Origin of the sequence: Acidovorax sp. SUPP3334 (assembly GCF_030159055.1) — a bacterium.
In the GTDB taxonomy this organism is placed as follows: domain Bacteria; phylum Pseudomonadota; class Gammaproteobacteria; order Burkholderiales; family Burkholderiaceae_C; genus Paracidovorax.
Map to the genome: position 1 here is coordinate 69,052 of NZ_BQXQ01000009.1, position 24,342 is coordinate 93,393.

Consider the following 24,342-nt stretch of genomic DNA (forward strand, 5'->3'; position numbering starts at 1 on the left):
CTGCCATGCGGCGCGAGCGCGGCTTTACGCTGGTCGAATTGCTGGTCGTGTTCGCCATTCTGGCGCTCGTGATCGGCTTGGCACCGCTGGCTTTCGAACGGCTGCGCGATTCCGCCCAGTACCGTGACACGGTCCGCACGATGCTGAGCCAGATGCGCGCAGCCCGTTTCACCGCAATGGCGGAGGGGCGTGAGGTCCGTTTCTCCGTGGATCTGAAAAACCGCATGTACGGCAACGACTCGGCGTTGAAGCCGCTGCCCGAGCCCTTGCAGTTGCGCGCCATCGTCGCGGGTACGGAGTTGAACGGGCAAAGCCAGGCGGCCATCCGCTTCCTGCCCGGCGGAGGCGCGACAGGGGGCAGCATCGAAATTTTGCGAGCCCCTGGAGTGGGGACCCGCCTGCGGGTGGACTGGCTGTCCGGGCGCGTGACCCAAGAGGCACTCACTCAATGATGCAGCGCAGGCACCGTCACCAGCGAGGGCTGACCTTGCTGGAATTGCTGGTGGCTTTTGCCATCATGGCGTTATCGCTCGGCATGCTCTACCGCGCCATGGGAAGCAGTGCCCGCAGCGTTGGGGATGTGGATCGCTACCAGCGCGCGGTGGTCCTGGCCGAATCGTTACTGTCCTTGCGGGACGCGATTCCGGAGCAAGGGTTGAACCAATCCGGGGAGTCTGCCGGCTACCAATGGCGGTTGAGCACCGCGCCCTATGCCACGGAATTTAACGGCCCGGCCATCCCGCCTTTGCATGAAGTGAACATCGTCATCTCCTGGTCGGATGGCGTACGCCTGCGCAATTTCGAATTGAGCACTTTGCGACCGCAACGCAAGCCGCCGGAACCGGGGCGTGGGCGATGATGAGGGTTCGAGTCACGAGGGTCTTTCACCAGCGCGGCTTTACGCTGGTCGAACTGCTAGTGGTCATCACTTTGTTGTCTCTGGTGATGCTTGCGCTGGGGTCGGCTTTGCGTACGACGGCGCAGACGGAGGAGCGGGTGGACCGCCGTTTATTGAATACTGACGAACTGCGGGTGGCCAGCGGTTTTCTCCGTTCGGTATTGGGACGGGTGTCGCTGCAAAAGCGGGCGGGCGTTAATTCGATAGACGAGAGCCCTTATTTCTTTGTCGGCTTGCCCGAAGAGATGGCGTGGGTGGGAGTGATGCCAGCGCGCTATGGAGTGGGCGGGCGTTATCACTTCCGTTTGAGCGTAATGAGCCGGGGATCAGGTTCTGCGCTAGTACTTCGATATCTGCCTTGGATTGATGGCGGAGGTGCACCCGATTGGGAGCAGGCGGCCAGCTACGTGCTGGTAGAAGGCGTCACCGGATTTTCTCTGAGTTACGAAAATGCCAACGAAGAGCCACCAGTTTGGGGGGCTCCCTGGACGTTGATTGATCGGCTGCCCCAACGTGTCTCTATTGCCATCCGCGCTACTTCTGGCATGTGGCCGGATATCGTCGTCCCTATGCGCGTGCTGCCGGCCAGCGATCCTGCAAGTGACGGCGCCACTTTCGGCGGGAGCCGGGGATGATTGAGTGCCGGCACGGTAAGCGGCGTAACAAGAAACAGTCAGGCATGGCACTCATTGCCGTGCTTTGGATGGTCGCTGCGCTGACCATCATCGTGTCCGGGCTGACCCGATCCATTCGCGAAGAAGCTCGCATGATGACGCTATCGCGCCAAAACGTGCAGGCACAGGCTTTGGGTGATGCCGCGATCCAGTTGGCGCTGCAAGCGCTGATGGCCAGCAATACTCCGATCGGTCGCACAAAGCAGGCGCAGATCACCTATCACGGTGTGAATATGCAGGTTCAGGCGATGCCTTTGAATGGTCTCATCGACATCAACGGAGCCCCTGTTGCTTTGCTGGCGAAGCTCTTTTCAGTCGCGGGAGACCTGCCGCAAGACGCGGCTCAAATGCTTGCGCAAGCGACCGTGGAGATGCGGGAGCGCCGCGATCCGCGAGGCTTTCCGCAACGGTTTGAATCGGAAGAAGACCTGCTCAAAGTGCCGGGAGTGGACTACACCCTCTATGCTAGACTTTCCCCGCTTATCACTGCAGATCTCCGAGGGCGTGGCTTGGTCAATCCGATGGCCGCACCCGCAGATGTGTTGACAGTCCTCGCCGGAGGGAATGCTGCCGCTGCCATGCGTATCGTGGCCGACCGGGATGCCGGAGCGGAAGGCATCGATACCACTGTTTTGGATGCTGCTTTTTTAGATAACTCAACGATTCGGCGGCTTCGGGTCCAGGCACGGGTTCCAATGCCGGACGGTGTTTGGTTGCGCGTGTCGCGCAGCGTCGATTTCAACGCTCGGAGCAAGGACGGCGTGCCATGGCATACCTTCCGTACCAGTTCAAGCGTTGAGCCCGTGATACGTAAAAATTCCTGAGCCACCATGCCTTCCATATCTTCCGATGCCCGCTTTCTGGGAGTCGATCTGCACGCGCTCTGGCGTGACATCCGCAGTCCGTGGCGGGGGATGCATGCGTGGCCGCTGCTTTCCTGGCTAACCCCTTCGGCCCCGATCGTGCTGCTCCATCCAGGGGATGGCGTATCTTTCTGGTTGGGGGACGACAAACAATCCAAGGTCACTGGTCGCGTCAAGGCAAGCTTCACTGCCGTGGAGTTGCCGGAAGATTACGTTCTTCGCCGCACCTTGACCTTGCCTCCCATGGCTGAATCAGACATCGCCAATGCCGGGGCTTTGGAAGTTCGCGCCATCAGCCCTTTTCCGGAGTCCGATCTGGTGTGGGGTTGCCGTGCCTTGGAGGATTCTCCGGGAGGTTTGCGCATTGAACTGGCCTTGGCATCTCGCAGACAAATCGGCCAATATTTGGCCGCCCAGGCGGGGCGCCTTGGGGGCGTGTCTGGCCCTGAGGTCTGGGTGCTTGGTGGCCAACATCGGCCGATCGTGCTGGGTGGTTACGGTGAGGGCTCACGTCAGGCGCATGCCCTGCGGTGGAGACGCGCTGGCTATGGTCTTCTATTGTTGATTGCCGCGCTTGTAGCAGCCATCGCAGTCACTCCAACACTTCAATTGCGTGAGCGTGCATTGGAAGCAGCGCAAAGTTACCAAGATGCGGCGAGACGAACCGCACCTGTAGTTGCCAAGCGCGATGCTTTGATGCAGTCTGTAGAGAAGCTCGGGATGCTGTCGGAAGTACTGTCCACGCGCATTGAGCCGATGAGGGTGCTGGACAAACTGACGCAGTTACTGCCAGACGATACGTATTTGCAGAGCTTTCGCCTTCAAGGTTCGAAAGTAACCATCGTCGGTATGACTGGAAACGCCGCTGCCTTGATGCAGGTTCTTGGAAACGAGCCTGGATTGCGTGAAGTGCGTGCACCCTCTGCCGCCACGAGGATGGGCAATTCTGCAAAGGAAACATTCGCCATCGAATTTACATTGGACTCCCAGGTTTTCGGTGTCGTTGGGAAGGCTCCTGCCACCCCCGCGACTGCCGTAGCGGCGACTGTTGCCACTGCGGCCAGCAGTGCTGCGAGCGCTGCAACCTCGACGCTTCCTGGTGCCTCTACAGCAGCGTCTTTGCCCTTGCCGCCTGCCAATTCGGCTGCTAGTGCTGCTGCCCCAGTGAATGCTGTGCCCTCAGGCGGCGCCGCTTTTGGGGGAACGGTCGCCACGTTTGGCGGCCGTGCTGCCAGTCCTCCCGCCGTGTCCTCATCTTCTCCTGCGAGCCGTACAAAGCCATGAAGCGCATTTCATCTCGCGAGGGGCTGATTCTCGTCTGCACTGTGGCCTTGGCGATTTTTCCCTTGGCTTTGCTGGGCTGGTATGTCGCTGAGAGGCACGCAAATACGGAGACTCAACTGGCACAGCTGGAGCCTCGCTATGCCCGACTGCTGGGTTTGGAGGCGCAGCGGTCCGATATCGAGGCAGTGCTTTCCCGTGCCAGCGAGGCAAGGTCACAATATATCTATCCCGCGTCGCAAGATGCCAACCAGACAGGCAATGCTGTACAGCAACGCATCAGGGACATTTTCAGTGCAGCGGGATTGCAGGTCATCAGCAGCCAGGTACTGCCTGCCAAAGATGAAAAGGGTTTTGATCGGATTCCGTTGACGGTACGGACCGAAGGCGAAATGCTGGCGCTTCAGAGCGCATTGGCTGTCCTGACCAGCCAACTGCCAATCATTGTCATCAATGATCTGGATATTCAACTTCAGGGCGGCTATGCCAATTCAGACCCTAAGGTCGCCCCTCGGTTGTCTGCCCAATTCGGTCTCAGTGTGCTGAGGGAGCGCACATGAAGCGCTATGCCTTGCATCTGCTGCTGGCAATCAATACAGCGTTACTGATCTTCCTGGCTTGGATGTGGATTGCACCGGACGGCAGCATTCGCAATGTTCGTTGGGAAGCTCCTGCTCCCCATCGGACGGATTTTGCGTCCATGCTTTCAGCGCTGCCGGGGGTCACCAATGCCGACACCACGCAATTCATCGCGATGCTGGATCGGCCACTGTTTTCCTTCACGCGCAGGCCGCCGCCACCGCCGCCTCCGCCCAAGGCGCCAGATGAAGTGCAGGTCGACAATCTCAGCACCGCTCGGTTGTCCGGTGTCTTTGCCGGCGACGGTGCCGGAGGAATCATCATTGAAGTAGCAGGCAAGCAACGCCGTGCACGTTTGAACGATGACGTCGATGGTTGGACCCTTCAATCCATCAATGGTCGCAATGTGACTTTTGTGAAGAACGGCCAGAGCCGCGTACTCCAACTTCCTCGTGCAGCCGTCACCGCTTACACCGGAATGGCTCCCGCAGCGCCAGTTGGCGCTCCAACTTCTATCAACCGTGGAGCGGGGCAGCCCCCTGTTCGATCAGCCCCACCTCGAGCGACATTTGGCGGCCGCTCTCAGTGAGCGTCTTTTCGCCCGTTCGTTTCTCTCCGTTTTCAGGCACGCAGTCATGACCCCTTACCGATACGCACTTACCGCCATTGCGCTAGCCACTTGTCAATTGGCAAGCGCTCAGACGCAGCAGTCCGTTCCCGCATCCGGTGGCAGCAATCTCGTTACGGAATCGAGCGGTGCCGTGATGCCGGGGCCCGCAAACAGTTCGTCTGTCAATGTGTCGCCCAAAGCCGTAGATAAATCCAAGGGAGACGGAGAACCTGTTGCCGAGCCGCGTTACATCATCGGAAATGACCGTGTGATCGCTCCGGCAAAGCCTGTTGCAACCGTACAAGGGGCGCCACTTTCATTCAATTTTGAAGAGGCACCCGTGGCAGAGGTCGTACGCACCATTTTGGGAGACATCCTGAAAACAGATTATGTGCTGCATCCTCCGCTGAGCGGCACGGTGACATTGGCCACGCGCACACCCATCGCACCCGATCAAGCGGTTTTTCTGCTGGAAAGTTCGCTGCAAGCCAATGGGCTTGCCATGCTTCGCGACGCTCGGGGCACCTATCACGTCGGGCGCCCAGACGCGCTGCGCAGCATCGGCGGCTCCGTGCGGCAGGTGGGTAACGGCCCTCTGCCACCAGGTTCTGGTGCCATCATCGTTCCATTGCAATATATCGGCGCGAGCGAAATGGCTTCCATCTTGCGACCGATGATGCCGGCCGATGCCGTAGTGAGAGTGGACAATGTTCGCAATCTGTTGATTTTGAGCGGCACACGGACCCAGGCCGAAGGATGGCTCGACTTGGTGAACACCTTCGACATTGACTTGCTGAAGGGAATGTCCGTCGGTGTGTTTCCGCTGAAGCACGCCTCGATCAAAGAAGTGGAGACGGCGTTGCGCTTGGTCAGTGGAGGCGGAAGTGCAACTTCGGGCTCTCCTTCGGGCGGTGCCGTGGCAGCGGGAACTCCGGGTGCCGCCCAAGCCAACGCAGCTGGAGCGGCTCAGGCAATGCTGGGCGAGGGGAATCCCTTGTTTGGTGCTTTGCGCATCATGCCCATCGAGCGGCTCAACAGCATTCTGGTGGTGACGCCCCGGGCTGCCTATCTGGAAGAAGCGCGCCGCTGGATCGAAAAGCTGGACCAGCCAAGTGACAACGGTTCAGAGCCCCAACTGTTCATCTATCAGGTTCAGAACGTCAATGCCAAGCATCTTGCGAGTGTGCTTAGTGGCATTTTTGGTGGACAGACTGGTGGATCTGCCGTCGCTAATAGTGGGGTAGCGCCTGGTTTGGGAAATTCCACGACCAATTCTTTTGGCCAGCAAAGCGGCTTTGGCAGTACTGGAGGTAATTCCTTTGGAGGCGGCTCTGGTTATTTGGGGGGGAGCGGCAGTGCCAGTGCTATGCGATCGTCAGGATTCGGAGGCACTGGCTTTGGAACTGGCAGTACTGGCGCTTTAGGAAATCGTGGAGCGAACAACACTCAAGGGACGCAGCAGCAGGGAGCTTTGAGCGCCAATTTAGGCAGCGTACGGGTGATGGCTGACGAGTTGAATAACTCCGTGCTCATATGGGGCACCCGATCAGAATACTCAAAGATTGAAGCCGCATTGAAACGGCTGGATCTTCCGCCTACTCAGGTGCTCATCGAAGCCAGCATCATCGAGGTGACCTTGAACGATGAGTTGCGCTACGGTTTGCAATGGGCTTTTAACAATAGCCGTAATGGCTACACCGGGCAAGGGTTGGTCAGTGGAACTGCACCTCAAACTTTAAGTACAGACGCCTTGCTGGGTGGGGTCGGTAGAGGGTTTTCCTATGTTCTTAGCAGTGCAAATGGGGTTCAAGTGGTGCTAAATGCACTTGCTGATAAGTCGCTCTTGAAAGTGATCTCCAGTCCTTCGCTCATGGTTTTAGACAACCACACTGCTTCTATCAATGTAGGCAGTCAGGAGCCGATAACCTCTGATATCACTACAAGCAATCTCAATAACAACACCACCACTTCTGTCCAGTACAAGGATACCGGGGTCAACCTTGTCGTTACCCCATCGGTGAACTCGGGCAATATCGTGAACATGCAGGTGGACCAGACAGTGACTGATTTGGGAGAAAGAAGAGCGCAGGCTAACCTTCAGCCAGCTTTCCTTCAGCGGCAAATCAGCAGCAAGGTGGCTGTCCGCTCGGGGGAGACCATCGTTCTTGGCGGTCTCATCAAGGACAACAGCACCACGGGCAAGGGAGGCGTCCCTCTACTTCAGGATATTCCTGTCCTTGGAAACCTTTTCGGGGTTAACAGTAAAACCAACAATCGAACGGAATTGCTGGTTGTGCTCACGCCACGTGTAGTACGCACTGATGTGGACATTCGCGAAGTCAGCGAAGACTTGCGCGACCGAATGAAGGGCTTGCGCATCATAGAACTCAAGGAAAAGGACAATGCGAAACCGTCTGCTTCCCCGCAAGCGCCTGTGCAACCTGTTCAGCCAAATTGAACTAGAACAAGCGCACCCCTCTAGATTGTTAATAGGAGATCACACAACCATGAATCACGACATTGTTCCTGGCCGTCGAATGAGCGCCTTTTTGCTGGCTGCTGGCGTATTGGCGTTGTCAGGCTGCGCGGCCTTCAATCCAGCCACCCCCGAGCAGATCGTCGAGCAACGGGCAAAGGCGTACTGGGATGCCCGTGTCGCGGGTCAGTTCGAGAAGGCTTACGCACTGTCCACGCCAGCCTATCGCAAGACCAAGACGGCGGATCAATTCAAGATGCAGTTCGGTGCTGGGGTCGCTGTGAAGAGCGTAGAAGTCACGAAAGTCACTTGCGAGAGTGACAAATGCACCACTCAGGTGAAATTAGGAGTTCAGCCTGCCATGATCGGGGTAAAGCTTGGTACGATCGACAGCTACCTGAACGAGACATGGCTCCTTGAAGACGGCCAATGGTGGCACTACCAAGATCTTTGATAGGTATCAGAAGCCGTCTGCAAGCAGTTTGCGAAGCAAGATTCACCCAACCGCAAACGGTGTTGCATTTCCTCAACAACAGGTTTTGTTACAGCGGTTCCGTTGTACAACACGTTAGAGCGCTGTGCTACCATCCCTTAGCGTAATCAATCGTGGTAGTTGCGCTTACCAACTTTTTAACTGGAGTTCTTGATATGAGAAAAAATGTTCTGGCCCTGAGCATTGCTGCCATGATTGGTGGCCTGGGCTTTGCTGGCGCCGCATCTGCTGATGTGGTGGTCGGTGTAGCTCCTCTGAAGCCAACCACCGCTACGACGATGTCGTTCGCGGAAGGTGGCGTGGGTCATGCACTGCTGGTTCCTTACTTCAACGCGCAAAACGGCAACATGACCGTGATGCACGTTGTGAACACCGACACCTCCAACGGCAAGGCTGTTAAGGTTCGTTTCCGCGGCGCCCTGAACTCCGACGACATTCTTGACTTCCAAGTCTTCATGTCGCCTGGTGACGTGTGGACCGCTGCCGTGACGGCTGGCGCTGATGGCGTCGCACAAATCGTGACCGCTGACGGCACCTGCACGTTGCCAGCACTGGCCAAGGGTCAAAATCAGCGTTTCGTTACGAATCGTCTGAACCCAGGCATCGCTGCTCCTGACCAAGCAAACAACACGCGCGAAGGCTACGTTGAAATTTTCAACATGGCTGACATTCCCCAGCAACTGGCTGGTGGCTTGACCGCTGTGAATCCTGCGACCGGTGTTACCTCTACGGCTAACCCATTGTTCACTGCAATCAAGCACGTTAATGGCGTTGCACCTTGCACGCCTGCTGTTTTGAACGGTACTCTGCAAAACTTCACGTCGGCTGCGACTGTTGCTCAGGCTGGCTTCGACACGCCTTCGACCGGCCTGTTGGGCGACTGGTACATTCTGAACGTTGCTCAAACGACGACGTTCTCTGGTAGTGCGACCGCGATCCGTGCAGAAAATGCAGGCACCCAGGCTATTGCCAATTTTGTGCATTTCCCACAAACGGACTCCAATGCACCTACGCCTGATCAGTACACTGCTGACCCGCTTTTCCGTACGTTGAACGTGTTTACCCAAGCCAATGTTGCGCCTACGACCGTTCCGGCGATCGCAGCAGCGAACTATGACTTGCCTGACATGTCGACGCCTTATGTGACGGCTCCTAGCAATACGGCACCTCTGACGCAAGCTCGCTTGCTGACGAACGCTCTGGCTGTGACCTCGATCGCTAACCAGTACGCCAACGATTCCAGCATCTCGGCTAAGACGGACTGGGTGTTTTCGATGCCTACCCGCCGTTACAACGTGGCTTCCAACTACGCTGCTGCGCAAACCGGTGGTAACGCTGCTCAAGTTCGTTACTTCTCCGACCTGATCGCTACGGGTAATGGTGTCAACGATGAGCGCTTCAACCCAAGCAATACTTCGTTGATCACCACCGGTGGCGCCATCTGCGTGAGCTCTACGGGTCAAGCGTTCTATGACCGTGAAGAAACCACGACGACCTCGGGCGCTGTGTTCTCGCCTGGTTCCATCACGCAGACCCGTTTCTGCGGTGAAACCAGCGTTCTGAGTTTCGCTGATGCCGGTACCTCGGTGCTTGGTGCATCTGTTGCTCGTCAAAACTTGTCGACCGGCGCGTTCACCAACGGCTGGAGCCGCGTAGATGTGTCCAACTCGGTGGGTGGTCAATCCCTGGGTCTGCCAATTCTGGGCTCTTCGATGATTAAGCTGTCCAACCCAAGCGCTACGGCTGGCACGTCCGGTACCTACGGTATCACGTGGCCCCACCGCTTCACGTTCCCTACGGTTGCTCCTTAATTCGTACGGCACTTTTCACAGTAATGTGAACCAAAAAAGGCGGGGGCAACCCCGCCTTTTTTTAATGCTTTTTTGATGGAGTGTTGGATTTGCAAATGATTCGCTCAACCTATCGCCTGCTTGCTTTGGCAGCACTTTCTGCAACCGCTCTTTCCGTTCACGCTCAAGCTCCGGTGTTGATCCAGGGGCCAAAAGTCGTGATCGATACGCTGGACATTCAAGCGGACTCGCTTCGCATGCCTGCCGAGATGCGTGACACCGTTCTGGCACGTCCTCAGACCGTTACGCAGATTGCCTCCAATCTGTACGCACGCCGGGTGATGGCAGCACGTGCAGAAACTGATGGGGTAGAAAAGGATCCTGAAGTTGCAGCAGCGCTGAAGATTGCGCGAGACAAAGTGCTCTCGGATGCCTACATTGCAAAGATCGACAAACAAAGCACGCCTACCGATGCTGTCGCCGAAAATTTGGCCCGAGACATCTACAAGGCCAAGCCTGAGCGCTTCAAAGCACCTGAACAAGTCCGTGTGAGGCACATTCTGGTTGAAGGCTCAGACGCCAATTCCCGCGCACAGATCGAAAAGATCCTGCAGGAACTCAAGACCGGCGCAGATTTTGGCAAGCTGGCCAAAGAGCGCTCTGCGGACAAAGGCTCTGCCGAAAAGGGTGGAGATTTAGGCGCCTTCGAACGAGGCCGCATGGCGCCACAATTCGACGAAGCCGCTTTTGGTTTGACCAAGCCTGGACAACTGAGCGATGTGGTCGAGACCCAATTCGGCTTTCACGTTCTCAAACTCGAAGAGCGTATTCCTGCACGCACCCGGGCGTTCAGCGAGGTTCGTGAAGAGTTGATGAATGAGGTTCGCAACAACGTCCGCCAGGAAGCGCGTGTTGCCGAAGCCCAGAAGATGCAGCAGGAGGCGAAAATCGATGCCTCCGCGATTGCCTCTTACGCCCAGTCTTACGCGGCAAAGATTCCGCCCGTTAAGATGGCGCCCTGATACTCCACGCTGGTGGAGGTGAAGCAAGTGCTCCCTGGGGCACTTGCTTCTTTTCTTTCCGATGTGCTGATTGCCATCCTCTGAACAAGCTGCATGCAAACTTTGTGGAATGAATGGCGCGCGATCTGGAGTGCGCGCTCCTTGGTGTGGGTTCTTGTACAACGCGAGGTGGCCGCGCGCCACGCAGGTACTGCGGTTGGCGTGCTGTGGCCTTACCTCCAGCCTCTTTTGACGGTAGCTGCCTACTACTTGGTTTTCGACGTCGTTTTTTCCATGCGACTGGGCGAAGGAGCGCCGACGCATGCCGTCGGTACTTTCCTGGTCGTGGGCGCATTGCCCTGGATGGCTTTTTGCGACGCTGTCTCGCGAGGAATGAACAGCCTCATTGAGGCGGGCAGCATGCTGCAGAAAAATCCCCTGCCTCCCGTGCTTTTCACGACCCGCTCGGTGCTGGCCAGTGCGGTAATTTTTGGCCCGCTGCTTTGCCTGGTGGCCTTGGCATACACACCGTTGCACGGTTTTCGACCCGCGATGCTCGCTCTGCTGCCATTGATGGCGCTGCAATTGGTGCTTTGCGTACTGCTCGGTTATCTGCTGGCCATCCTGGCGGCTGCGCTGAGGGACACGGTTCAGATCGTGGGATTTCTGCTGTCGGTGGGAATTTATCTCACCCCCATTCTTTTTCCGCTGGCGATGTTTCCTGCCAACTGGCGCTGGGTGCTCTGGCTGAACCCGATGACCGCACTGGTGATCGGCTACCAACAGGTGCTTCTGCAAGGCAATTGGCCGCCAGTAAGTGTGTGGGTGGCGGGTCTGGTGTGGCTGGTGGTTTTGGCATTGGCTCTCAACATCTTGGTCAAGCGCAGCCGCGATCAGTTGGTGGACTGGCTATGACGAACGTTCAACGCACTTCCGAGATCGTCCTGAAGGTGAAGAACGTCGGTAAAGAATATCGACTCTACGCCTCACCCCGCCAACGCCTCAAATCCTTGATCACCGGCCGGTCTGCACACCGCAGCCACTGGGCGTTGCGCGATGTGTCGTTCGAACTGCAGCGGGGCCAGTGCATCGGTGTGATCGGCGACAACGGTGCTGGTAAAAGCTCGCTGCTCAAGTTGCTGGCGGGCACGCTACAGCCATCGACCGGCTCGATCGAGCGGGTGGGCCGGGTGACTGCCATTCTGGAACTGGGCGCAGGCTTTCATCCCGACTTCAGTGGCCGCGACAACCTGTACTTCGGCGGTAGCCTGATCGGGATCGACCGCGAAGAGATGCAGCGGCTCGAGCCGGAGATCATCGAGTTCTGCGAATTGGGCGAGGCGCTGGACCGACCGGTCAAGACTTATTCGTCAGGAATGTCGGTCCGGCTGGCATTTGCGTTGGTGACCGCCGTTCAGCCCGACGTGCTGATCATCGATGAGGCGCTGGCGGTGGGCGATCAGCATTTTCAGAAGAAATGCGTGGACCGCATCATGGCGTTCCGCAACGCCGGCTGCACCATCCTGTTCTGCTCGCACAGTCCGTACCATATTCGCCACCTGTGCGATCTGGCGCTGTGGCTCGATGGAGGGCATGTCAAGCAGTTCGGCCTGACCGAGCCGGTGCTTGGCGCCTATGACGTGCACTCTCGACTGCGCAATGCGGAGACGATGCATGAAATGGCCGGGCAGGACGGTGCCAGCGATGCGCCGGCTCCCGACAATGGCGCGCCACTCGACGGCGACGATGTTTCTGCTGGGGCGGGGGAAGCGACAGCGAACGCCACTTCTGCAGGCCGCCGTCAACGCAACGGCAATGTCCCGGCCCGCGACGATGGCTCCGCTCGCATTCTTTCGGTCGATATCGGAAACCTGGGTGAACCGCAGGCCGGTTGCTACGGCCGGCTGTCCGGAAAAGACCTGGTCGCCACCATCCTCGTGCGGGGCCGCGGAAGCGAGCAGCCCAATGTCGGCTTCATGATCGAGCAGTCCAAGGGGGTCGGCATTACGTCCCTGGCGACCCACGAAGAGGGGGCGGCACCCGTGTCGCTGGGCGATGGTCTGTGGCGTTCGGTGCTCACGTTTCCCAACCTTCCGCTGCACAGCGGCGACTACGTCATCAGCGCGTTTCTTTTCGATGAGAGCGGACTGGTGGTGTATGACGAGTGGTTTCAGTTCCTGAACTTCAATTGGGTGTCGCCGACGCTCATGCCGGGGCTGGTGAAATTGCCGCACCGCTGGGAATGAGACCCGGCGATTCGCTGCGGATCATTGCGGATCGCTGGGTTCAGCATCGAAGGCGGGCATTCATCATCTGGGTTGAGTGCTATGTTTTTAATAGCAATATGCCCTAGTAGAATATGCGCTGGAGCCTTTTTATGCCAATGAAGTTCGCATGCCTTTTCGGCACGGTCTTCACCCGGCCCTTTACCCATGAATGACTTGACCGCCCCTTCTCAAACAGCCGCCGAGTGGCTGGCCCGTGGACAGCAGCACCTGGAGCGCGGCGAACGTGCGCTGGCCGCAGAGGCTTTGCGCCATGCCTTGCAGGATCGCGAAACGCGCCTGACGGCGCACCAGTTGATCGAGCAGCACACCCTGCCAGGTGCCTTCTCTCAGATGATGGGGCTGAACTGCGAGATCTCGCGCGCGGACGACATCTTCCGTTTCTTCGAGGGTCACCCCTCCAGCACCAACCCGCTGCGCGACTACCTGGCGGATGGCTGGCGGACGCTTTCCGAGCTGATGGTGCTGCTGGAGGCCGTGGACCGGCCATTGCTCAAGACCCGGCACTTCATGGAGTTTGCCAGTGGCCATGGCCGTTTCACGCGGCATTTGGTGAAGGCGCTGGGAGCGGAGCGCGTGACCGTTTCCGACGTGGTTCCGGACGCCATGCAGTTCGCACAGGGCACCTTCGGCGTGCGCAGTGTTCTTTCTTCCACCGTGCCGGAAGACGTGGTTTGGGACCAGAAGTACGACGTGGTGTTCGTGCTGTCGCTGTTCAGCCATTTGCCGCGCCGTACCTGGTCCCGCTGGCTGCAATGCCTGTACGAGGGCGTCGCCCCCGGTGGTGTTCTGGTGTTCTCCACCCATGGCTTGAAGGCGGCTGCGCATGACAGCGTTCCGCTGGACGACGAAGGCTTTTTCTTTGCGCCATCCAGCGAGTCCCAGGCGATCGATGTGCAGGAATACGGCACGGCCTTCACGTCCGAAGCGTTTGTCCTCGCGCGCATCGCCGAAACCGTGGGCATGGACCGGCTCATCCACCGGGTGCCGGTGCATTTTTGGAATCACCAGGACGCTTACGTACTGGCCAAGCCCTGAAGGCTTGCCGGCTGATGGCTCCCCGGTGCTCTGCTTTCTCTTTCTTTCCGCGATAGGCGCCTGCCCATGACCACCTTGTTCGATCGCATCCAGCAACGATTCTGGGGACCGCCCCAGTGGGATGCCGAACGCATCTCGGACGAATGGTTCCGGGCGCATTTCCACTACGCCGCCGACGTCGTCCAGCATTGGCTGGGCTCCGCGCTGGACGTGAAAACTGCGAGGCTGCTCAATTTCGGATGCGGCGATGGCATCACGGATCTGGCCCTGGCTTTGCGGCATGGAGCGACGGCGATCCATGGCATCGACATCCGGCAGGAGTATTCCAAATTGCCGCGCATCGCCAGGGAGCAACTGGGCCTTCGCCGCGTCCCCAAGGCCTTGAGCTTTGAAACCATCGCACCCGCCACGCCATTGGCCGGGCGGAGGCCTGTCGACGGAATTTTCAGTTGGTCCACCTTCGAGCACGTGAGCAAGGACCAACTCGAGCCCATTGCCCGCGATCTCTATGCCGCATTGAATCCCGGGGGCGTGTTCTTCCTGCAGATCGAGCCGCTGTACTTTTCGCCGTTCGGTTCGCACCTGCGGCGCTATGACGACGTTCCGTGGCATCACCTGCTCGTCAGCGACGAAGAGCTCTGGGCCATCATCCAGGCGCATGAAGGACCGATCGACGGCGCCGAGCGGGATTTTGGTTTCGACGACTTCGGGGTCGAGGGATACAAGAGGTTTGTCTTCAATGAGTACAAGACTTTGAACCGGCTGACGGCGGACGAACTCGTCGCCTTGATGACCCAGGTGGGATTCCACGTCATCCGCCAGGAGCGCCGCAGTTTGGAGATGGCGGTTCCACCAGCTTTGCAGGACAAGTATCCGCAAGAGCTGCTCCTCAACAACGAGATCTTTTTGCTGCTGGGTAAATGATCGATGGCCATCATCTGATGGTTGCGTGAGGTTGCCGCGGCGTGCCGGTTCGCACAGCCCGCCGACTGCGCTTGTCATCTCGCCAATTAAAAGGGCTGCCATTTCTGGCAGCCCTTTTTACTGTTGCGACAGACCGTGCGGTCAGGCCTGCAGCCAGTTTTTGACCCGTCGTTGCCAATGCGCTGGAATGCGTTGGGCAACGCCGCGCAGCACTGGCAAGGACCGCAGATACACCACCGCGGAAAGCACGCCGGACTTGGCGGCAGCGGCGGGAGTGGCTTGCGGCAGGTATTGCTGCAGGTCGGCCATGGCGATGGATTGCAGGGGTGTCGGGAGCGCAATGTTCTCCAGGTAGTCCGATTCGTAGCGGAAAGGCGCGGCGTTTGACGCATGCAGCGCGGGGGCATCGGGCTGCGACTCTGCCAAGGCCGGCGCCTCGCCCGTGGCGAATTGCTGGTCGCGAACTTGACTGAACCAGGCCAGCCATTGGGCAGGGGTCGCATCCCAGGGGTGGACCCAGCTCCAGGGCCGTCCGGACAAGCGTTCGGCGAATGCGCCGATGTCGGGTACCACCACCGGCAGGCCGGCCAGCAGAGCGGCGCTCAGCGTGTAGCTGTAGGTCTCTGGCCACTGCGCAGGGAACCAGACCAGGTCCGGCTCCAGCCATTGCAGCAGGCCCGGCAGGTCCTTTTCTTCGTATTCCCCGTGAATCGTCAGGCGCGCACGCGGCTGTGTCTGCAGATGTCGGTAGCCGTAGCCGATCAGGTGAAAGTCCACCAGGGCATTGCGGCGCGCTGCTTCGATGGCAACGGCCTCCAGGACATCCGCGCCCTTGATGGCACTGAGCGCACCGATCACGACGACCTTGAGCCGCTGGCCCGGCAGCAGCGTGCGCGGTGCGGGCACAGGCAGCGACGCGCTGTCCGGCAGGTCGGTGTGCGGCACTGCATGCACGTGCGCCGCAGGCGCAAAGCCGGCAATGCGCCGAGCCGTGTCGTGGCTGGGCGCCAGCACGCGGCGTGCGCCGGTGAGCAGTCGGGCATTCGCACCGCGCCACTCGGCGACGGTGCCGCCCATGGGCGAGTGCATGTCGGGGGCGCAGCACTTGCACTGCCCGGGACCGATCTCGCCCGCGTACCGGTTGGTCGCGTCGGTCATCGAGATGTGGGTGCAGTAGCTGTAGTAGTCGTGCGCGGTGAAGTCGTACGGCACATCCAGCAGGTGCGGGATGTTGCGCACCTCCTGGCCATGTCCGAGCAAATGGTGGAAGTGCACATGGCGCACGCCCAGCTGCCTCAGGACGCCGAGCAGATCGTCGTACTGGTCGTTCAGGCGGAACGTGAGCTCGAAGCCTTCATCTGCGCTCGCCATGCGCAGCCGCACGCTGTGTCCGGGAGCCGGCGTGAGGGTCAGGAACGTGGCCTGGTCCGCCAGGTAAGAGGCCAGTTCACGGACGTGCCGGACGGTGCCACCCGCGCGGTCGTGCAACACGGCGAGAACGGCCGGCACCCCGGCTTCGGCCATGCGGGCGACGTCGAGTGCCAGGCGGTATGGCTGCGCCGGATCGGCCTGCACGAACGCGTGCACGTCGCGTTCGTAGCGGGGGTGCAGGCGGCGCAGGGTTTCCATGGCGGCCAGTTCACGCGGGCTCTTGCTGTCGCCGAAGCTGACCCCGCCGGTGTGCAGCACGAAGGTGTCCAGCAGGTGCAGATTGCGCCAGCCGGCGGCGTGCGCGCGCTGGCAGAAATCGTTCTCTTCGCCGTAGCCTTTGCCGAAGTGCTCGGTGTCGAACAGGCCCAGCTGCACCAGGCAGTCGCGCCGGATGTACATGCAGAACCCGACGCCCGTGGGTACGTCCACCACCGCGCCCGGGTTGGTCGCGGCACACAGCGCGTCCAGGCGTGCCGTGTCGTAGCCCGCAGGCAGATCGTTGTCCTTGCAAAAGCGCGGATAGCTGCAGATGGTGGCGTTGTTGGAGAACGGGGTGACCGAGGCCACCTTGGCATCGCCATACGCCGCCCGGCGGATCCGATCGAGCCAGTCGTTCGCGACTTCGGTGTCGCTGTTGAGCAGCAGCACGTCGTTGGTGCCGCTCAAAGCCATGCCGCGGTTGACGGTGCCGACGAAGCCGAGGTTCTCCTCGTTTTCGAGCAGCATGATGCGCTCGTCCTGCGTGGCCCGCTCGCGCAGCCAGGCAGTCACTTCAGGCTCGGGGCTGGCATCGTTGATGACGATCAGGCGATAGGCGGTGGCACAAGGGCTGGCCAAGACCGAATCGACGCACATCTGCGTGTCCGCCAGGCCGCGGTAGACCGGGACGATCACGTCCACGGGGTGCGACGGTGGCGTGACTTGCACAGGCCCCTGCGCCGTGGTCGCGGCATGCTTGGGCGCGCGTCCCAGAAGACGGTCCAGGCGCATCTTGGTATGGACCAGGGGACGGGTGGCGCGGAACACGGTGGAGTTTTCGATGGTTTTCAAATGGTGGGTGAGGGCGCCGTAGTCGTGCTGCAGGCGACCCAGTTCATGTTGCAAGCGGGTGGCATTGCGCTGGAACTGCGCGGATTCCAATTGCAGGTCGGCCCGCTGGCGCAGCAGCGTTTCGGTGCTGCTCTTGAGGGTTTGGTTGTGCTCCTGGAGGGCCTGGTTGTGGTATTCCAGCGTGCGCTTGTCGCCTTCCAGGGCGTCTTTCTGATCGCCCAGCGCCCGCTTTTCGCGTTCGAGCGCCTCACGGGTTTCGCGCAACCGCTGCTCCGCGTCGCGGTGAGCCTGGGCGACGTCCTTTTCCAGGGTGGAGATGCGATCTTGCAAAGGGAAGACGGCATTGGAAAGCGCCAGGTAGTCGGCCGACATGGGCCAACCCAGTTCGATGTCCAGCATGGCCCCCTCGCCACCGTGGGCGGTGAGGATCTCTCGCGGAATCGGCAATTCCATCCAGGGGTCGTCCCCGGTCAGCAGCAACAAGGTGGCCGGAGAAGCGGCGGGCATGGGCTGTTCCCAGACGATCTGGCTGTGCGGAGCCTTGGCCAGCAGCGACCGCGACGCGCTGTCCGCCTGCCACGTCCAGACGGCCTCGCCCTGGGCGTTGCGCAGCACGATGCCGTGCAGGTGCATGAACCCGGGGCGGTCTGCGGGGTCGAGCCGCACGTTGGTCAGGGGCGCGTCCATGCCAGGCAGGGCGAACCGGACCGTCTGGCGGTCACGGCCGATGATGCCGGTGGATGTCAGCTTTCGGTCTTCGGCATATTGGCCCGACTGGCCGAGATATAGCTGGGCAGTGAACAGGGCATGGGCGTCCTGTGCGTCTGCGACGCCACCCTGGTCTGCGGTGATCGCCTGCGCGGCAGGCTGCGCTGCCGCGATGAACTGGTAGGCCATGGCATCGGGCGCGATCAGCAGGTGCCGCGCCACGGCGGGGGGCAGCAGGTCGAACGCGGCCTTGAACTCGGACTCGGGCACTTCGCGGCGCACGGTGTCGATCTGGTCGACCGCCCAGCGCTGCTCACCGAGAAAACGCGCCAGAGACCGCCGGGTAAAGAAGCGAAGGTGGGTGCGGTCCAGCAAGCCTTCTTCGCGGTAGCGGAACTCGCCTTGCAGCAATTCCGCGATCAACCCGCAATAACCGGCGTTGGGTACTGAAATCAGCAGTTGGCCGCCGGGTGCCAGCAATTGGCGGCACTGCGCCAGGATTCCCTCGGGGCGCCGCAGGTGCTCCAGCACGTCGGCACACACGATGTAGTCGTACCGTTGCCCGGTAAAAAGGGTAACGAGATCGCAGGCCTCCAGATCGGCCACTTCGACGCGGCGATAGTGGGGGCGGGCATGATCCGCTTCGGCTTCGCTGAGCGTGACGCCGTCGCTGGTGCAGCCGCGTGTTTCTGCCAGGTATTGCCCGAGTGCGCCGCTGCCGCAGCCCAGGTCGAGCACCGTGGATCCCTCGCGGACAAGGCTCGCCAGCACGGAAAGAGAGGTGCGCTCGTCTTGCTTGATGGTGCGCAGATAGACGTGCAAATCCTCGATTGTTTGGGTCATCCCGAGATTATGACGGGCGCATGGCAGCCGCCTGTTTGGCGGCCCGTTGTGCCGAGCAGACGACAATACGCGGTTCATGACGTCCTATCCCCATGCAGAACCGGGCTTGGCAGCCTCGGTGATCAGCCACGGCCACGGCCGTTTGGTGCAGTCTTTGCTGCAGGATCTGGCACAGGGTTGCCAAGGCAGCGTGGCGCGGGTGGTGCTCACCCTGAACCTGCCGGAGGCAGAGCCTGTCGCTCCCGCCGGCGGGTGGCCATTCTTGCTGGAGATTCGCCGCAACGCCGCGCCTCTGGGCTTCGGGGCCAATCACAACCGCGCGCTGCGGGGCGCTGTGGAGCGCATGGTCTGCGTGCTGAACCCCGACGTCAGCTTGCGCGGGGGGAACCCGTTTCCCGCGCTGTGCGCGGCGGCTTCGCCAGCCGACGTGGGTTGCGCGTACCCCGAGCAGGTGGACGAGCGCGGCCAGGTCCAGGACGCCGAACGCGAGTTGCCGTCACCTGCCGCGCTCTGGCGCCGGCGGGTGCTGGGGCGGCGCGAGCGCCGCGTGGACTGGGTGAATGCGGCCTTCCTGGTGATGCGCCGGGAGGTGTGGGATGCGCTGGACGGTTTCGATGAAAGGTATTTCATGTATTGCGAGGATGTGGATTTGAGCCTGCGGATGCGGCTGATGGGCCTGAGCCTGCAAAAGGCCGCGGTCCAGGTAGGCCACGTGGGCCAGCGCGACAGCCAGCGCCGCGCCGCGTACCTCGCATGGCATGTGCGCAGTCTGTGGCGTTTGTGGCGGTCGCCGGTGTATCGGCAGGCGAGATCTTTGTTACCAGTGGACACGGGCCGCGCACGTACCATCGGCGCTCCATGATCTGGTTGTCTCTGGTTGCTTTTTTGGTTTCTTCGCTGGTGGCTGCGGGCATCGTCCGTTGGGGGCGCGATCACGCGTCGGTGTATGGCGAGACCATGCCCCAGCGGTTTCACCTGGGCGACATTCCCCGGCTGGGAGGCGCGGCACTGCTGGCCGGCATGGCGTGCAGCTGGATGCTGGGAATGCTGCAGTCGTCCTGGATGGGCGACCCGGGTTCGCTGCGGCTCGGCGGCTGGGTGGTGTGGTGGATCGTGGCCCTGCTGCCGTCCGCGATCGGCGGGATCGTCGAAGACCTGACGCAGCGGCTCACGGTGCGCTATCGCCTGCTGCTCACGGCACTTTCCGGCGGCTTGGCACTGATGGTGCTGCAACTCAACGTGCAACGCATGGGCCTGCCCTGGCTCGACACCTTCCTCTCCGAAACGCCCTGGCTGGGCATGGTGATCGTGGTGCTCGCGGTGGCCGGTCTGCCGCACGCCTTCAACATCATCGATGGCTACAACGGCCTGGCAGGCATGGTGGCTTTCATCGTCTGTCTGGCGCTCGCGCACGTCAGCCTGCAGGTGGGGGACCGTTCGCTGGCCACGCTGTTCGTCTGCACGGCTGCGGCGACTGCGGGGTTTCTGGTCTGGAACTACCCCCGGGGCATGATCTTCGCCGGGGACGGTGGCTCCTACATCTGGGGCGTGGTCATCGCGCTGGGCAGCATCTCGCTGGTGCAGCGCAACCATGACGTGTCGCCCTGGTTTCCCATGCTGTTGCTGATCTATCCGGTATGGGAGACCGTGTTCTCCATTTACCGCAAACTGGTGCGCGGCGTGTCGCCCGGCGTCGCGGACGCGCTGCACTTTCACCAGTTGATCTACCGACGCATCGTGCGCGGGGTGTTCCACGACGATGAGTCGCGGCGGGTGCTCATGCGCAACAACCGCACTTCGCCCTATCTCTGGGGCTTCACCCTGCTGACGGTGGTGCCCGCGGTGCTTTTCTGGAGCAATACCGTCGTGCTGGTGATCTTTTGCGGCCTGTTCATGATCGCGTATGTCTCGGCGTACCTGGCCATCGTCCGCTTCAAGGTGCCCAGCTGGCTGCGGCACTGAGCCGCGCTGCCGTACAGCGGCGCAGAACGCGAGTTGCCAGGGTGCTCACAAAGCGCCGCCCACGGGGCGGCAGCAAGGCACAATGCGCATCTCCATCGCTAACCGCTCCTTCAGCCGCGAGCTTTTCATGACGACCGACCTTCTTTCGATTGCCCCGCGCGACAAGGCCGAAATCCTGGCCCAGGCGCTGCCCTACATCCGCAAGTTCCATGGCAAGACCATGGTCATCAAATACGGCGGCAACGCCATGACCGATCCGGCGCTGCAGGCCGACTTCGCCGAAGACGTGGTGCTGCTCAAACTGGTGGGCATGAACCCGGTGGTGGTGCACGGCGGCGGGCCGCAGATCGAGACCGCGCTCAACCGGCTGGGCAAGAAGGGGCAGTTCATCCAGGGCATGCGGGTGACCGACGCCGAGACCATGGAAGTCGTGGAGTGGGTGCTCGCCGGCGAGGTCCAGCAGGACATCGTGGGCCTGATCAACCAGGCCGGCGGCAAGGCGGTGGGCCTGACCGGGCGCGACGGCGGCATGATCCGGGCGCAAAAACTCAAGATGGTGGACAACAAGGACCCGAGCATCGAGCACGACATCGGCCAGGTCGGCGACATCGTCTCCATCGATCCGAGCGTGGTCAAGGCGCTGCAGGACGATGCGTTCATTCCCGTCATCAGCCCCATCGGCTTCGGCGAGAACAACGAGAGCTACAACATCAACGCCGACGTGGTGGCCAGCAAGCTCGCGACCGTGCTGCAGGCCGAAAAACTGGTGCTGCTCACCAACATTCCCGGCGTGCTGAACAAGGCGGGCGAACTGCTCACCGACCTCACCGCGCGCGAGATCGACACGCTGTTCGCCGACGGCACGATTTCCGGCGGCATGCTGCCCAAGATCGCCGGCGCCCTCGACGCGGCCAAGGCCGGCGTGAACGCCGTGCACATCATCGACGGCCGCGTGCCGCACGCCATGCTGCTGGAGATCCTGACCGAACAGGCCTACGGCACCATGATCCGCAGCCACTGAGATGCGATCCTCCACTTCGCCCGCAGTGCACGACGGCACCGCGTTCAGCGCGGTGGAACGGCGCCCTGCCTTTTTCAGCTGCGCAAGCCTTGCCTGAACGGGGGCCGGCGCCATGCGATTGCTGCTGGTCGAAGACGACGTCATGCTGGCCAGCGGCATCAAGCTGGGGCTGACCGACGCGGGGTATGCCGTCGACTGGGTCGGCAGCGGCGAGCGCGCCGAAGAAGTGCTGCGCACCGAATCTTTCGACGCCGCGATCATCGACATCGGCCTGCCTGGCATGGACGGGCTCGAACTCACCCGCTGCCTGCGCCGCCCCGAGATGGCCCACCCGGCGATGCCGGTGCTCATTCTCACCGCCCGCGATGCGCTGCATGACCGGGTCCAGGGCCTGGACCTGGGGGCTGACGACTACATGGTCAAGCCCTATGAGCTGCCCGAACTGCTGGCGCGGCTGCGTGCCCTGCTGCGGCGGTCCCAGGCGGCGACCACGGCCATCCTGAGCTTCGGCCCGCTGGAGCTGGACACCGCCGGCCGCACCGTGAGCATCCGCACTCCGGGCGAGCCGGCCTTGCGACAGGCCATCGAGCTGGGCCCGCGCGAATGGACGGTGCTGGAATACCTGCTGATCCACGCGCCCAAGCCGGCCAGCAAAGACAAGCTGCTCCAGGCCCTGACCGGCTGGGACAAGGAAATCACGCCCAACGCGGTCGAGGTGTACGTCTCGCGCCTGCGCAGCAAGCTCGAGCCCAACGGCGTGGCGCTGCGCTCCATCCGCGGCTTCGGCTATCGGCTGGAACTGCAGCCTCCGCGCGGCTGAGGCGCCGGCGCGCTCCCTCGCCCGCTCTCTTCACCCTCTGCTCCCGCCATGACCTCCGCGTTGCGCCTGCGGCTGTTGCTCCTGCTGATCGTGCCCCTGTGTGCGCTGGCCCTGGCCGGCGCATGGCTCGACTACCGCTCGGCGGACGAAGCCGCCAGCCGGCACGACCAGCGCCTGCTGCGCCTGCTGCCTGCACTGGCCGATTCGGTGCTGGCCCCGCCCGTGAGCGACGGAGGCCCGCCGCTGCTGCTGCTCGCCCCGCCGGTGGAAGAGTTTTTGCGCCAGAACGCGGGTTTTTCCGGCTACAGCGTGCAGGACCTGAGCGGCCGCGTGCTGCTGGGCGAACGCTGGGTGCAAAGCGCCGTGCCGGCCACGCACGACCCTGAGTTTCACAGCCTGGAGTACGACAGCGTCACCTACCGCATCGCCGTCCAGCGCAGCCGCACCGGAGCGGGCGAACTGGTGGTGGCGCTGGCGGACGGCTCCGACCCGCGCCAGCAGTGGGGCAAGCAGATGCTGCTGCGCGTGCTGCTGCCCAATCTGGTACTGGTGGCGGCGGCGGCGCTGGCCATCCACTGGGCCGTGCGCCGAGCGTTCAAGCCGCTGGTGGACCTGGCGGAGGCCGTGGCCCGGCGTTCCCCCCGCGACCTGAACCCCATCGACGAGGCCGCCTCGCCCGTGGAGGTGCGGCCGCTGGTGTATTCGCTGAACCGGCTGTTTGCGCTGGTGAACGAACAGGCCGAGGGCCAGCGCCGCTTCGTGGCCGACGCCGCGCACCAGTTGCGCACGCCGCTGGCCAGCCTGCAGGCACAGGTGGAGGCCTGGGCGCTGTCCGCTCAAGGCGGGAGCGATCGCAATGGTTTGGAGTCAAATCATGCTCCAGTGCATATTCCTCTAGGGAGCGGTGCTATATATTTAGGAGCTGATCAGATCGAGAAGCTGAGACAGGCCACCCGCCGCACCTCCAAGCTGGCGCACCAGCTACTGGCGCTGTCGCGTGCCGACGCCCGCAGCCTGGATGCGCAGGCCATGCAGAGCGTCGATTTGAAGGACCTGTGCGAAAGCCTGCTGGAGGCGTTTCTCGACACCGCCACCGCCAAGGGGCTGGATCTCGGGCTGGAGGTCGCCCCTGCCCGGGCCGTGGGCCACGGCTGGCTGCTGCGTGAGTTGCTGACGAATCTGGTGGACAACGCCATCAAGTACACGCCGGCCGGTGGGGCAGTGACCATCCGCTGCGGTGTCGCTTCCAACGGCGGCGCCTTCCTGCAGGTCGAGGACGACGGGCCGGGCATTCCCGACGCGGAGCAGGCACGGGTGCTGCAGCGCTTTTACCGGGTGCCAGGGGCTGAAGGGGAGGGCACGGGCCTGGGCCTTGCCATCGCCGACGAAATCGCGCGGGTGCACGGCGCCGCATTGGGCCTGGGGCGCGGGCCGGACGGGCGGGGGCTGGTCGTTACCGCGTTTTTCGGCCCGGCGCGCAAAGCGGCTTGAGCCGCAGCCTTGGCCGGCATGTTGAGTTGGCTGGGTACGAGGCGTGAAGCGGGAAGCCGGTAGCCAAAGGTGCGCCAGGACCGTGTGCGAGAATCAATTGCATA

General features: G+C 61.6%; 21 protein-coding genes. 20 read left to right on the forward strand and 1 reads right to left on the reverse strand.

Annotation, left to right across the window (positions count from 1 at the left end; translation table 11 throughout):
• The first annotated feature begins 5 nt into the window (after nucleotides 1-5).
• The 15 genes from AVHM3334_RS06965 to AVHM3334_RS07035 all read left to right on the forward strand — a co-directional run bounded on the left by AVHM3334_RS06965 (nucleotide 6) and on the right by AVHM3334_RS07035 (nucleotide 14,912).
• Nucleotides 6-452, forward strand: a complete 447-nt coding sequence (locus tag AVHM3334_RS06965) for a GspH/FimT family pseudopilin (RefSeq protein ID WP_284410827.1) — start codon at nucleotides 6-8, stop codon at nucleotides 450-452.
• Nucleotides 452-859 carry a PulJ/GspJ family protein gene (locus AVHM3334_RS06970; protein ID WP_284410941.1) on the forward strand — a complete coding sequence of 136 codons (408 nt, stop codon included), beginning with the start codon at nucleotides 452-454 and terminating at the stop codon, nucleotides 857-859. The genes AVHM3334_RS06965 and AVHM3334_RS06970 overlap by 1 nt, the downstream gene beginning before the upstream one ends.
• On the forward strand, nucleotides 859-1,533 hold the full coding sequence (locus AVHM3334_RS06975; RefSeq protein ID WP_284410829.1) for a prepilin-type N-terminal cleavage/methylation domain-containing protein: 675 nt from the start codon (nucleotides 859-861) through the stop codon (nucleotides 1,531-1,533). The genes AVHM3334_RS06970 and AVHM3334_RS06975 overlap by 1 nt, the downstream gene beginning before the upstream one ends.
• Before the next feature lie 44 nt (nucleotides 1,534-1,577).
• Entirely contained in the window at nucleotides 1,578-2,396 is an 819-nt protein-coding gene (locus tag AVHM3334_RS06980) for a type II secretion system minor pseudopilin (protein ID WP_284410831.1), read from the forward strand.
• Nucleotides 2,397-2,402: 6 nt separating this feature from the next.
• Nucleotides 2,403-3,719, forward strand: a complete 1,317-nt coding sequence (locus AVHM3334_RS06985; RefSeq protein ID WP_284410832.1) for a PilN domain-containing protein — start codon at nucleotides 2,403-2,405, stop codon at nucleotides 3,717-3,719.
• Nucleotides 3,716-4,276 carry a type II secretion system protein GspM gene (gene gspM / locus AVHM3334_RS06990; RefSeq protein ID WP_284410834.1) on the forward strand — a complete coding sequence of 187 codons (561 nt, stop codon included), beginning with the start codon at nucleotides 3,716-3,718 and terminating at the stop codon, nucleotides 4,274-4,276. Before AVHM3334_RS06985 ends, gspM begins: the two co-directional genes overlap by 4 nt.
• Nucleotides 4,273-4,884 carry a hypothetical protein gene (locus AVHM3334_RS06995; RefSeq protein ID WP_284410836.1) on the forward strand — a complete coding sequence of 204 codons (612 nt, stop codon included), beginning with the start codon at nucleotides 4,273-4,275 and terminating at the stop codon, nucleotides 4,882-4,884. Before gspM ends, AVHM3334_RS06995 begins: the two co-directional genes overlap by 4 nt.
• 46 nt (nucleotides 4,885-4,930) lie before the next feature.
• Nucleotides 4,931-7,363, forward strand: a complete 2,433-nt coding sequence (gene gspD, locus AVHM3334_RS07000; RefSeq protein WP_284410838.1) for a type II secretion system secretin GspD — start codon at nucleotides 4,931-4,933, stop codon at nucleotides 7,361-7,363.
• A gap of 49 nt (nucleotides 7,364-7,412) precedes the next feature.
• Nucleotides 7,413-7,835, forward strand: coding sequence for a hypothetical protein (locus AVHM3334_RS07005; RefSeq protein WP_284410840.1), 423 nt, complete (start codon nucleotides 7,413-7,415; stop codon nucleotides 7,833-7,835).
• 194 nt (nucleotides 7,836-8,029) lie between these two features.
• Nucleotides 8,030-9,685, forward strand: a complete 1,656-nt coding sequence (locus tag AVHM3334_RS07010) for a cell surface protein (protein WP_284410841.1) — start codon at nucleotides 8,030-8,032, stop codon at nucleotides 9,683-9,685.
• A 95-nt stretch (nucleotides 9,686-9,780) separates the two neighbouring features.
• Nucleotides 9,781-10,686 (forward strand): peptidylprolyl isomerase, encoded by a 906-nt coding sequence (locus AVHM3334_RS07015; RefSeq protein WP_284410843.1) that lies wholly within the window; start codon nucleotides 9,781-9,783, stop codon nucleotides 10,684-10,686.
• Between the two features lie 93 nt (nucleotides 10,687-10,779).
• Nucleotides 10,780-11,580 (forward strand): ABC transporter permease, encoded by an 801-nt coding sequence (locus AVHM3334_RS07020; RefSeq protein WP_284410845.1) that lies wholly within the window; start codon nucleotides 10,780-10,782, stop codon nucleotides 11,578-11,580.
• Entirely contained in the window at nucleotides 11,577-12,911 is a 1,335-nt protein-coding gene (locus tag AVHM3334_RS07025) for an ABC transporter ATP-binding protein (RefSeq protein WP_284410847.1), read from the forward strand. The genes AVHM3334_RS07020 and AVHM3334_RS07025 overlap by 4 nt, the downstream gene beginning before the upstream one ends.
• Nucleotides 12,912-13,097: 186 nt before the next feature.
• Nucleotides 13,098-13,988, forward strand: coding sequence for a class I SAM-dependent methyltransferase (locus AVHM3334_RS07030; RefSeq protein ID WP_284410849.1), 891 nt, complete (start codon nucleotides 13,098-13,100; stop codon nucleotides 13,986-13,988).
• 66 nt (nucleotides 13,989-14,054) lie between these two features.
• A complete protein-coding gene (locus tag AVHM3334_RS07035; protein ID WP_284410850.1) occupies nucleotides 14,055-14,912 on the forward strand; it encodes an SAM-dependent methyltransferase in 858 nt (285 codons plus the stop codon).
• Nucleotides 14,913-15,053: 141 nt separating this feature from the next.
• On the opposite strand, the gene AVHM3334_RS07040 is transcribed toward AVHM3334_RS07035, so the two are convergent.
• The gene (locus tag AVHM3334_RS07040; RefSeq protein WP_284410852.1) at nucleotides 15,054-18,944 is read right to left on the reverse strand and encodes a methyltransferase domain-containing protein; all 3,891 of its coding nucleotides are present in this window, start codon (nucleotides 18,942-18,944) and stop codon (nucleotides 15,054-15,056) included.
• 76 nt (nucleotides 18,945-19,020) lie between these two features.
• Here AVHM3334_RS07040 and AVHM3334_RS07045 point away from each other — a divergent pair, with 76 nt between their 5' ends.
• From AVHM3334_RS07045 to AVHM3334_RS07065, 5 genes are all read left to right on the forward strand, one after another.
• The gene (locus tag AVHM3334_RS07045; RefSeq protein WP_284410854.1) at nucleotides 19,021-19,806 is read left to right on the forward strand and encodes a glycosyltransferase family 2 protein; all 786 of its coding nucleotides are present in this window, start codon (nucleotides 19,021-19,023) and stop codon (nucleotides 19,804-19,806) included.
• Nucleotides 19,803-20,906 (forward strand): glycosyltransferase family 4 protein, encoded by a 1,104-nt coding sequence (locus AVHM3334_RS07050; RefSeq protein WP_284410856.1) that lies wholly within the window; start codon nucleotides 19,803-19,805, stop codon nucleotides 20,904-20,906. Before AVHM3334_RS07045 ends, AVHM3334_RS07050 begins: the two co-directional genes overlap by 4 nt.
• Before the next feature lie 127 nt (nucleotides 20,907-21,033).
• Nucleotides 21,034-21,927, forward strand: a complete 894-nt coding sequence (argB, locus tag AVHM3334_RS07055; RefSeq protein WP_092745378.1) for an acetylglutamate kinase — start codon at nucleotides 21,034-21,036, stop codon at nucleotides 21,925-21,927.
• 112 nt (nucleotides 21,928-22,039) lie between these two features.
• Complete coding sequence (locus tag AVHM3334_RS07060; RefSeq protein ID WP_284410858.1) at nucleotides 22,040-22,747, forward strand: response regulator transcription factor; 708 nt, start codon at nucleotides 22,040-22,042, stop codon at nucleotides 22,745-22,747.
• A 48-nt stretch (nucleotides 22,748-22,795) separates the two neighbouring features.
• Nucleotides 22,796-24,238, forward strand: a complete 1,443-nt coding sequence (locus AVHM3334_RS07065) for a sensor histidine kinase (RefSeq protein WP_284410859.1) — start codon at nucleotides 22,796-22,798, stop codon at nucleotides 24,236-24,238.
• Nucleotides 24,239-24,342 lie beyond the last annotated feature (104 nt).

Coding starts and splice junctions, on each gene's coding strand:
- AVHM3334_RS07030 (WP_284410849.1), top strand. CDS start 13,098: ATGAATGACTTGACCGCCCCTTCTCAAACAGCCGCCGAGTGGCTGGCC.
- AVHM3334_RS07040 (WP_284410852.1), bottom strand. CDS start 18,944: ATGACCCAAACAATCGAGGATTTGCACGTCTATCTGCGCACCATCAAG.
- AVHM3334_RS06970 (WP_284410941.1), top strand. CDS start 452: ATGCAGCGCAGGCACCGTCACCAGCGAGGGCTGACCTTGCTGGAATTG.
- AVHM3334_RS07035 (WP_284410850.1), top strand. CDS start 14,055: ATGACCACCTTGTTCGATCGCATCCAGCAACGATTCTGGGGACCGCCC.
- AVHM3334_RS07060 (WP_284410858.1), top strand. CDS start 22,040: ATGCGATTGCTGCTGGTCGAAGACGACGTCATGCTGGCCAGCGGCATC.
- AVHM3334_RS06975 (WP_284410829.1), top strand. CDS start 859: ATGAGGGTTCGAGTCACGAGGGTCTTTCACCAGCGCGGCTTTACGCTG.
- gspM (WP_284410834.1), top strand. CDS start 3,716: ATGAAGCGCATTTCATCTCGCGAGGGGCTGATTCTCGTCTGCACTGTG.
- AVHM3334_RS07065 (WP_284410859.1), top strand. CDS start 22,796: ATGACCTCCGCGTTGCGCCTGCGGCTGTTGCTCCTGCTGATCGTGCCC.
- AVHM3334_RS07010 (WP_284410841.1), top strand. CDS start 8,030: ATGAGAAAAAATGTTCTGGCCCTGAGCATTGCTGCCATGATTGGTGGC.
- AVHM3334_RS07005 (WP_284410840.1), top strand. CDS start 7,413: ATGAATCACGACATTGTTCCTGGCCGTCGAATGAGCGCCTTTTTGCTG.
- AVHM3334_RS06995 (WP_284410836.1), top strand. CDS start 4,273: ATGAAGCGCTATGCCTTGCATCTGCTGCTGGCAATCAATACAGCGTTA.
- AVHM3334_RS07045 (WP_284410854.1), top strand. CDS start 19,021: ATGACGTCCTATCCCCATGCAGAACCGGGCTTGGCAGCCTCGGTGATC.
- gspD (WP_284410838.1), top strand. CDS start 4,931: ATGACCCCTTACCGATACGCACTTACCGCCATTGCGCTAGCCACTTGT.
- AVHM3334_RS06980 (WP_284410831.1), top strand. CDS start 1,578: ATGGCACTCATTGCCGTGCTTTGGATGGTCGCTGCGCTGACCATCATC.
- AVHM3334_RS07025 (WP_284410847.1), top strand. CDS start 11,577: ATGACGAACGTTCAACGCACTTCCGAGATCGTCCTGAAGGTGAAGAAC.
- AVHM3334_RS06985 (WP_284410832.1), top strand. CDS start 2,403: ATGCCTTCCATATCTTCCGATGCCCGCTTTCTGGGAGTCGATCTGCAC.
- AVHM3334_RS07015 (WP_284410843.1), top strand. CDS start 9,781: ATGATTCGCTCAACCTATCGCCTGCTTGCTTTGGCAGCACTTTCTGCA.
- AVHM3334_RS07020 (WP_284410845.1), top strand. CDS start 10,780: ATGCAAACTTTGTGGAATGAATGGCGCGCGATCTGGAGTGCGCGCTCC.
- AVHM3334_RS06965 (WP_284410827.1), top strand. CDS start 6: ATGCGGCGCGAGCGCGGCTTTACGCTGGTCGAATTGCTGGTCGTGTTC.
- AVHM3334_RS07050 (WP_284410856.1), top strand. CDS start 19,803: ATGATCTGGTTGTCTCTGGTTGCTTTTTTGGTTTCTTCGCTGGTGGCT.
- argB (WP_092745378.1), top strand. CDS start 21,034: ATGACGACCGACCTTCTTTCGATTGCCCCGCGCGACAAGGCCGAAATC.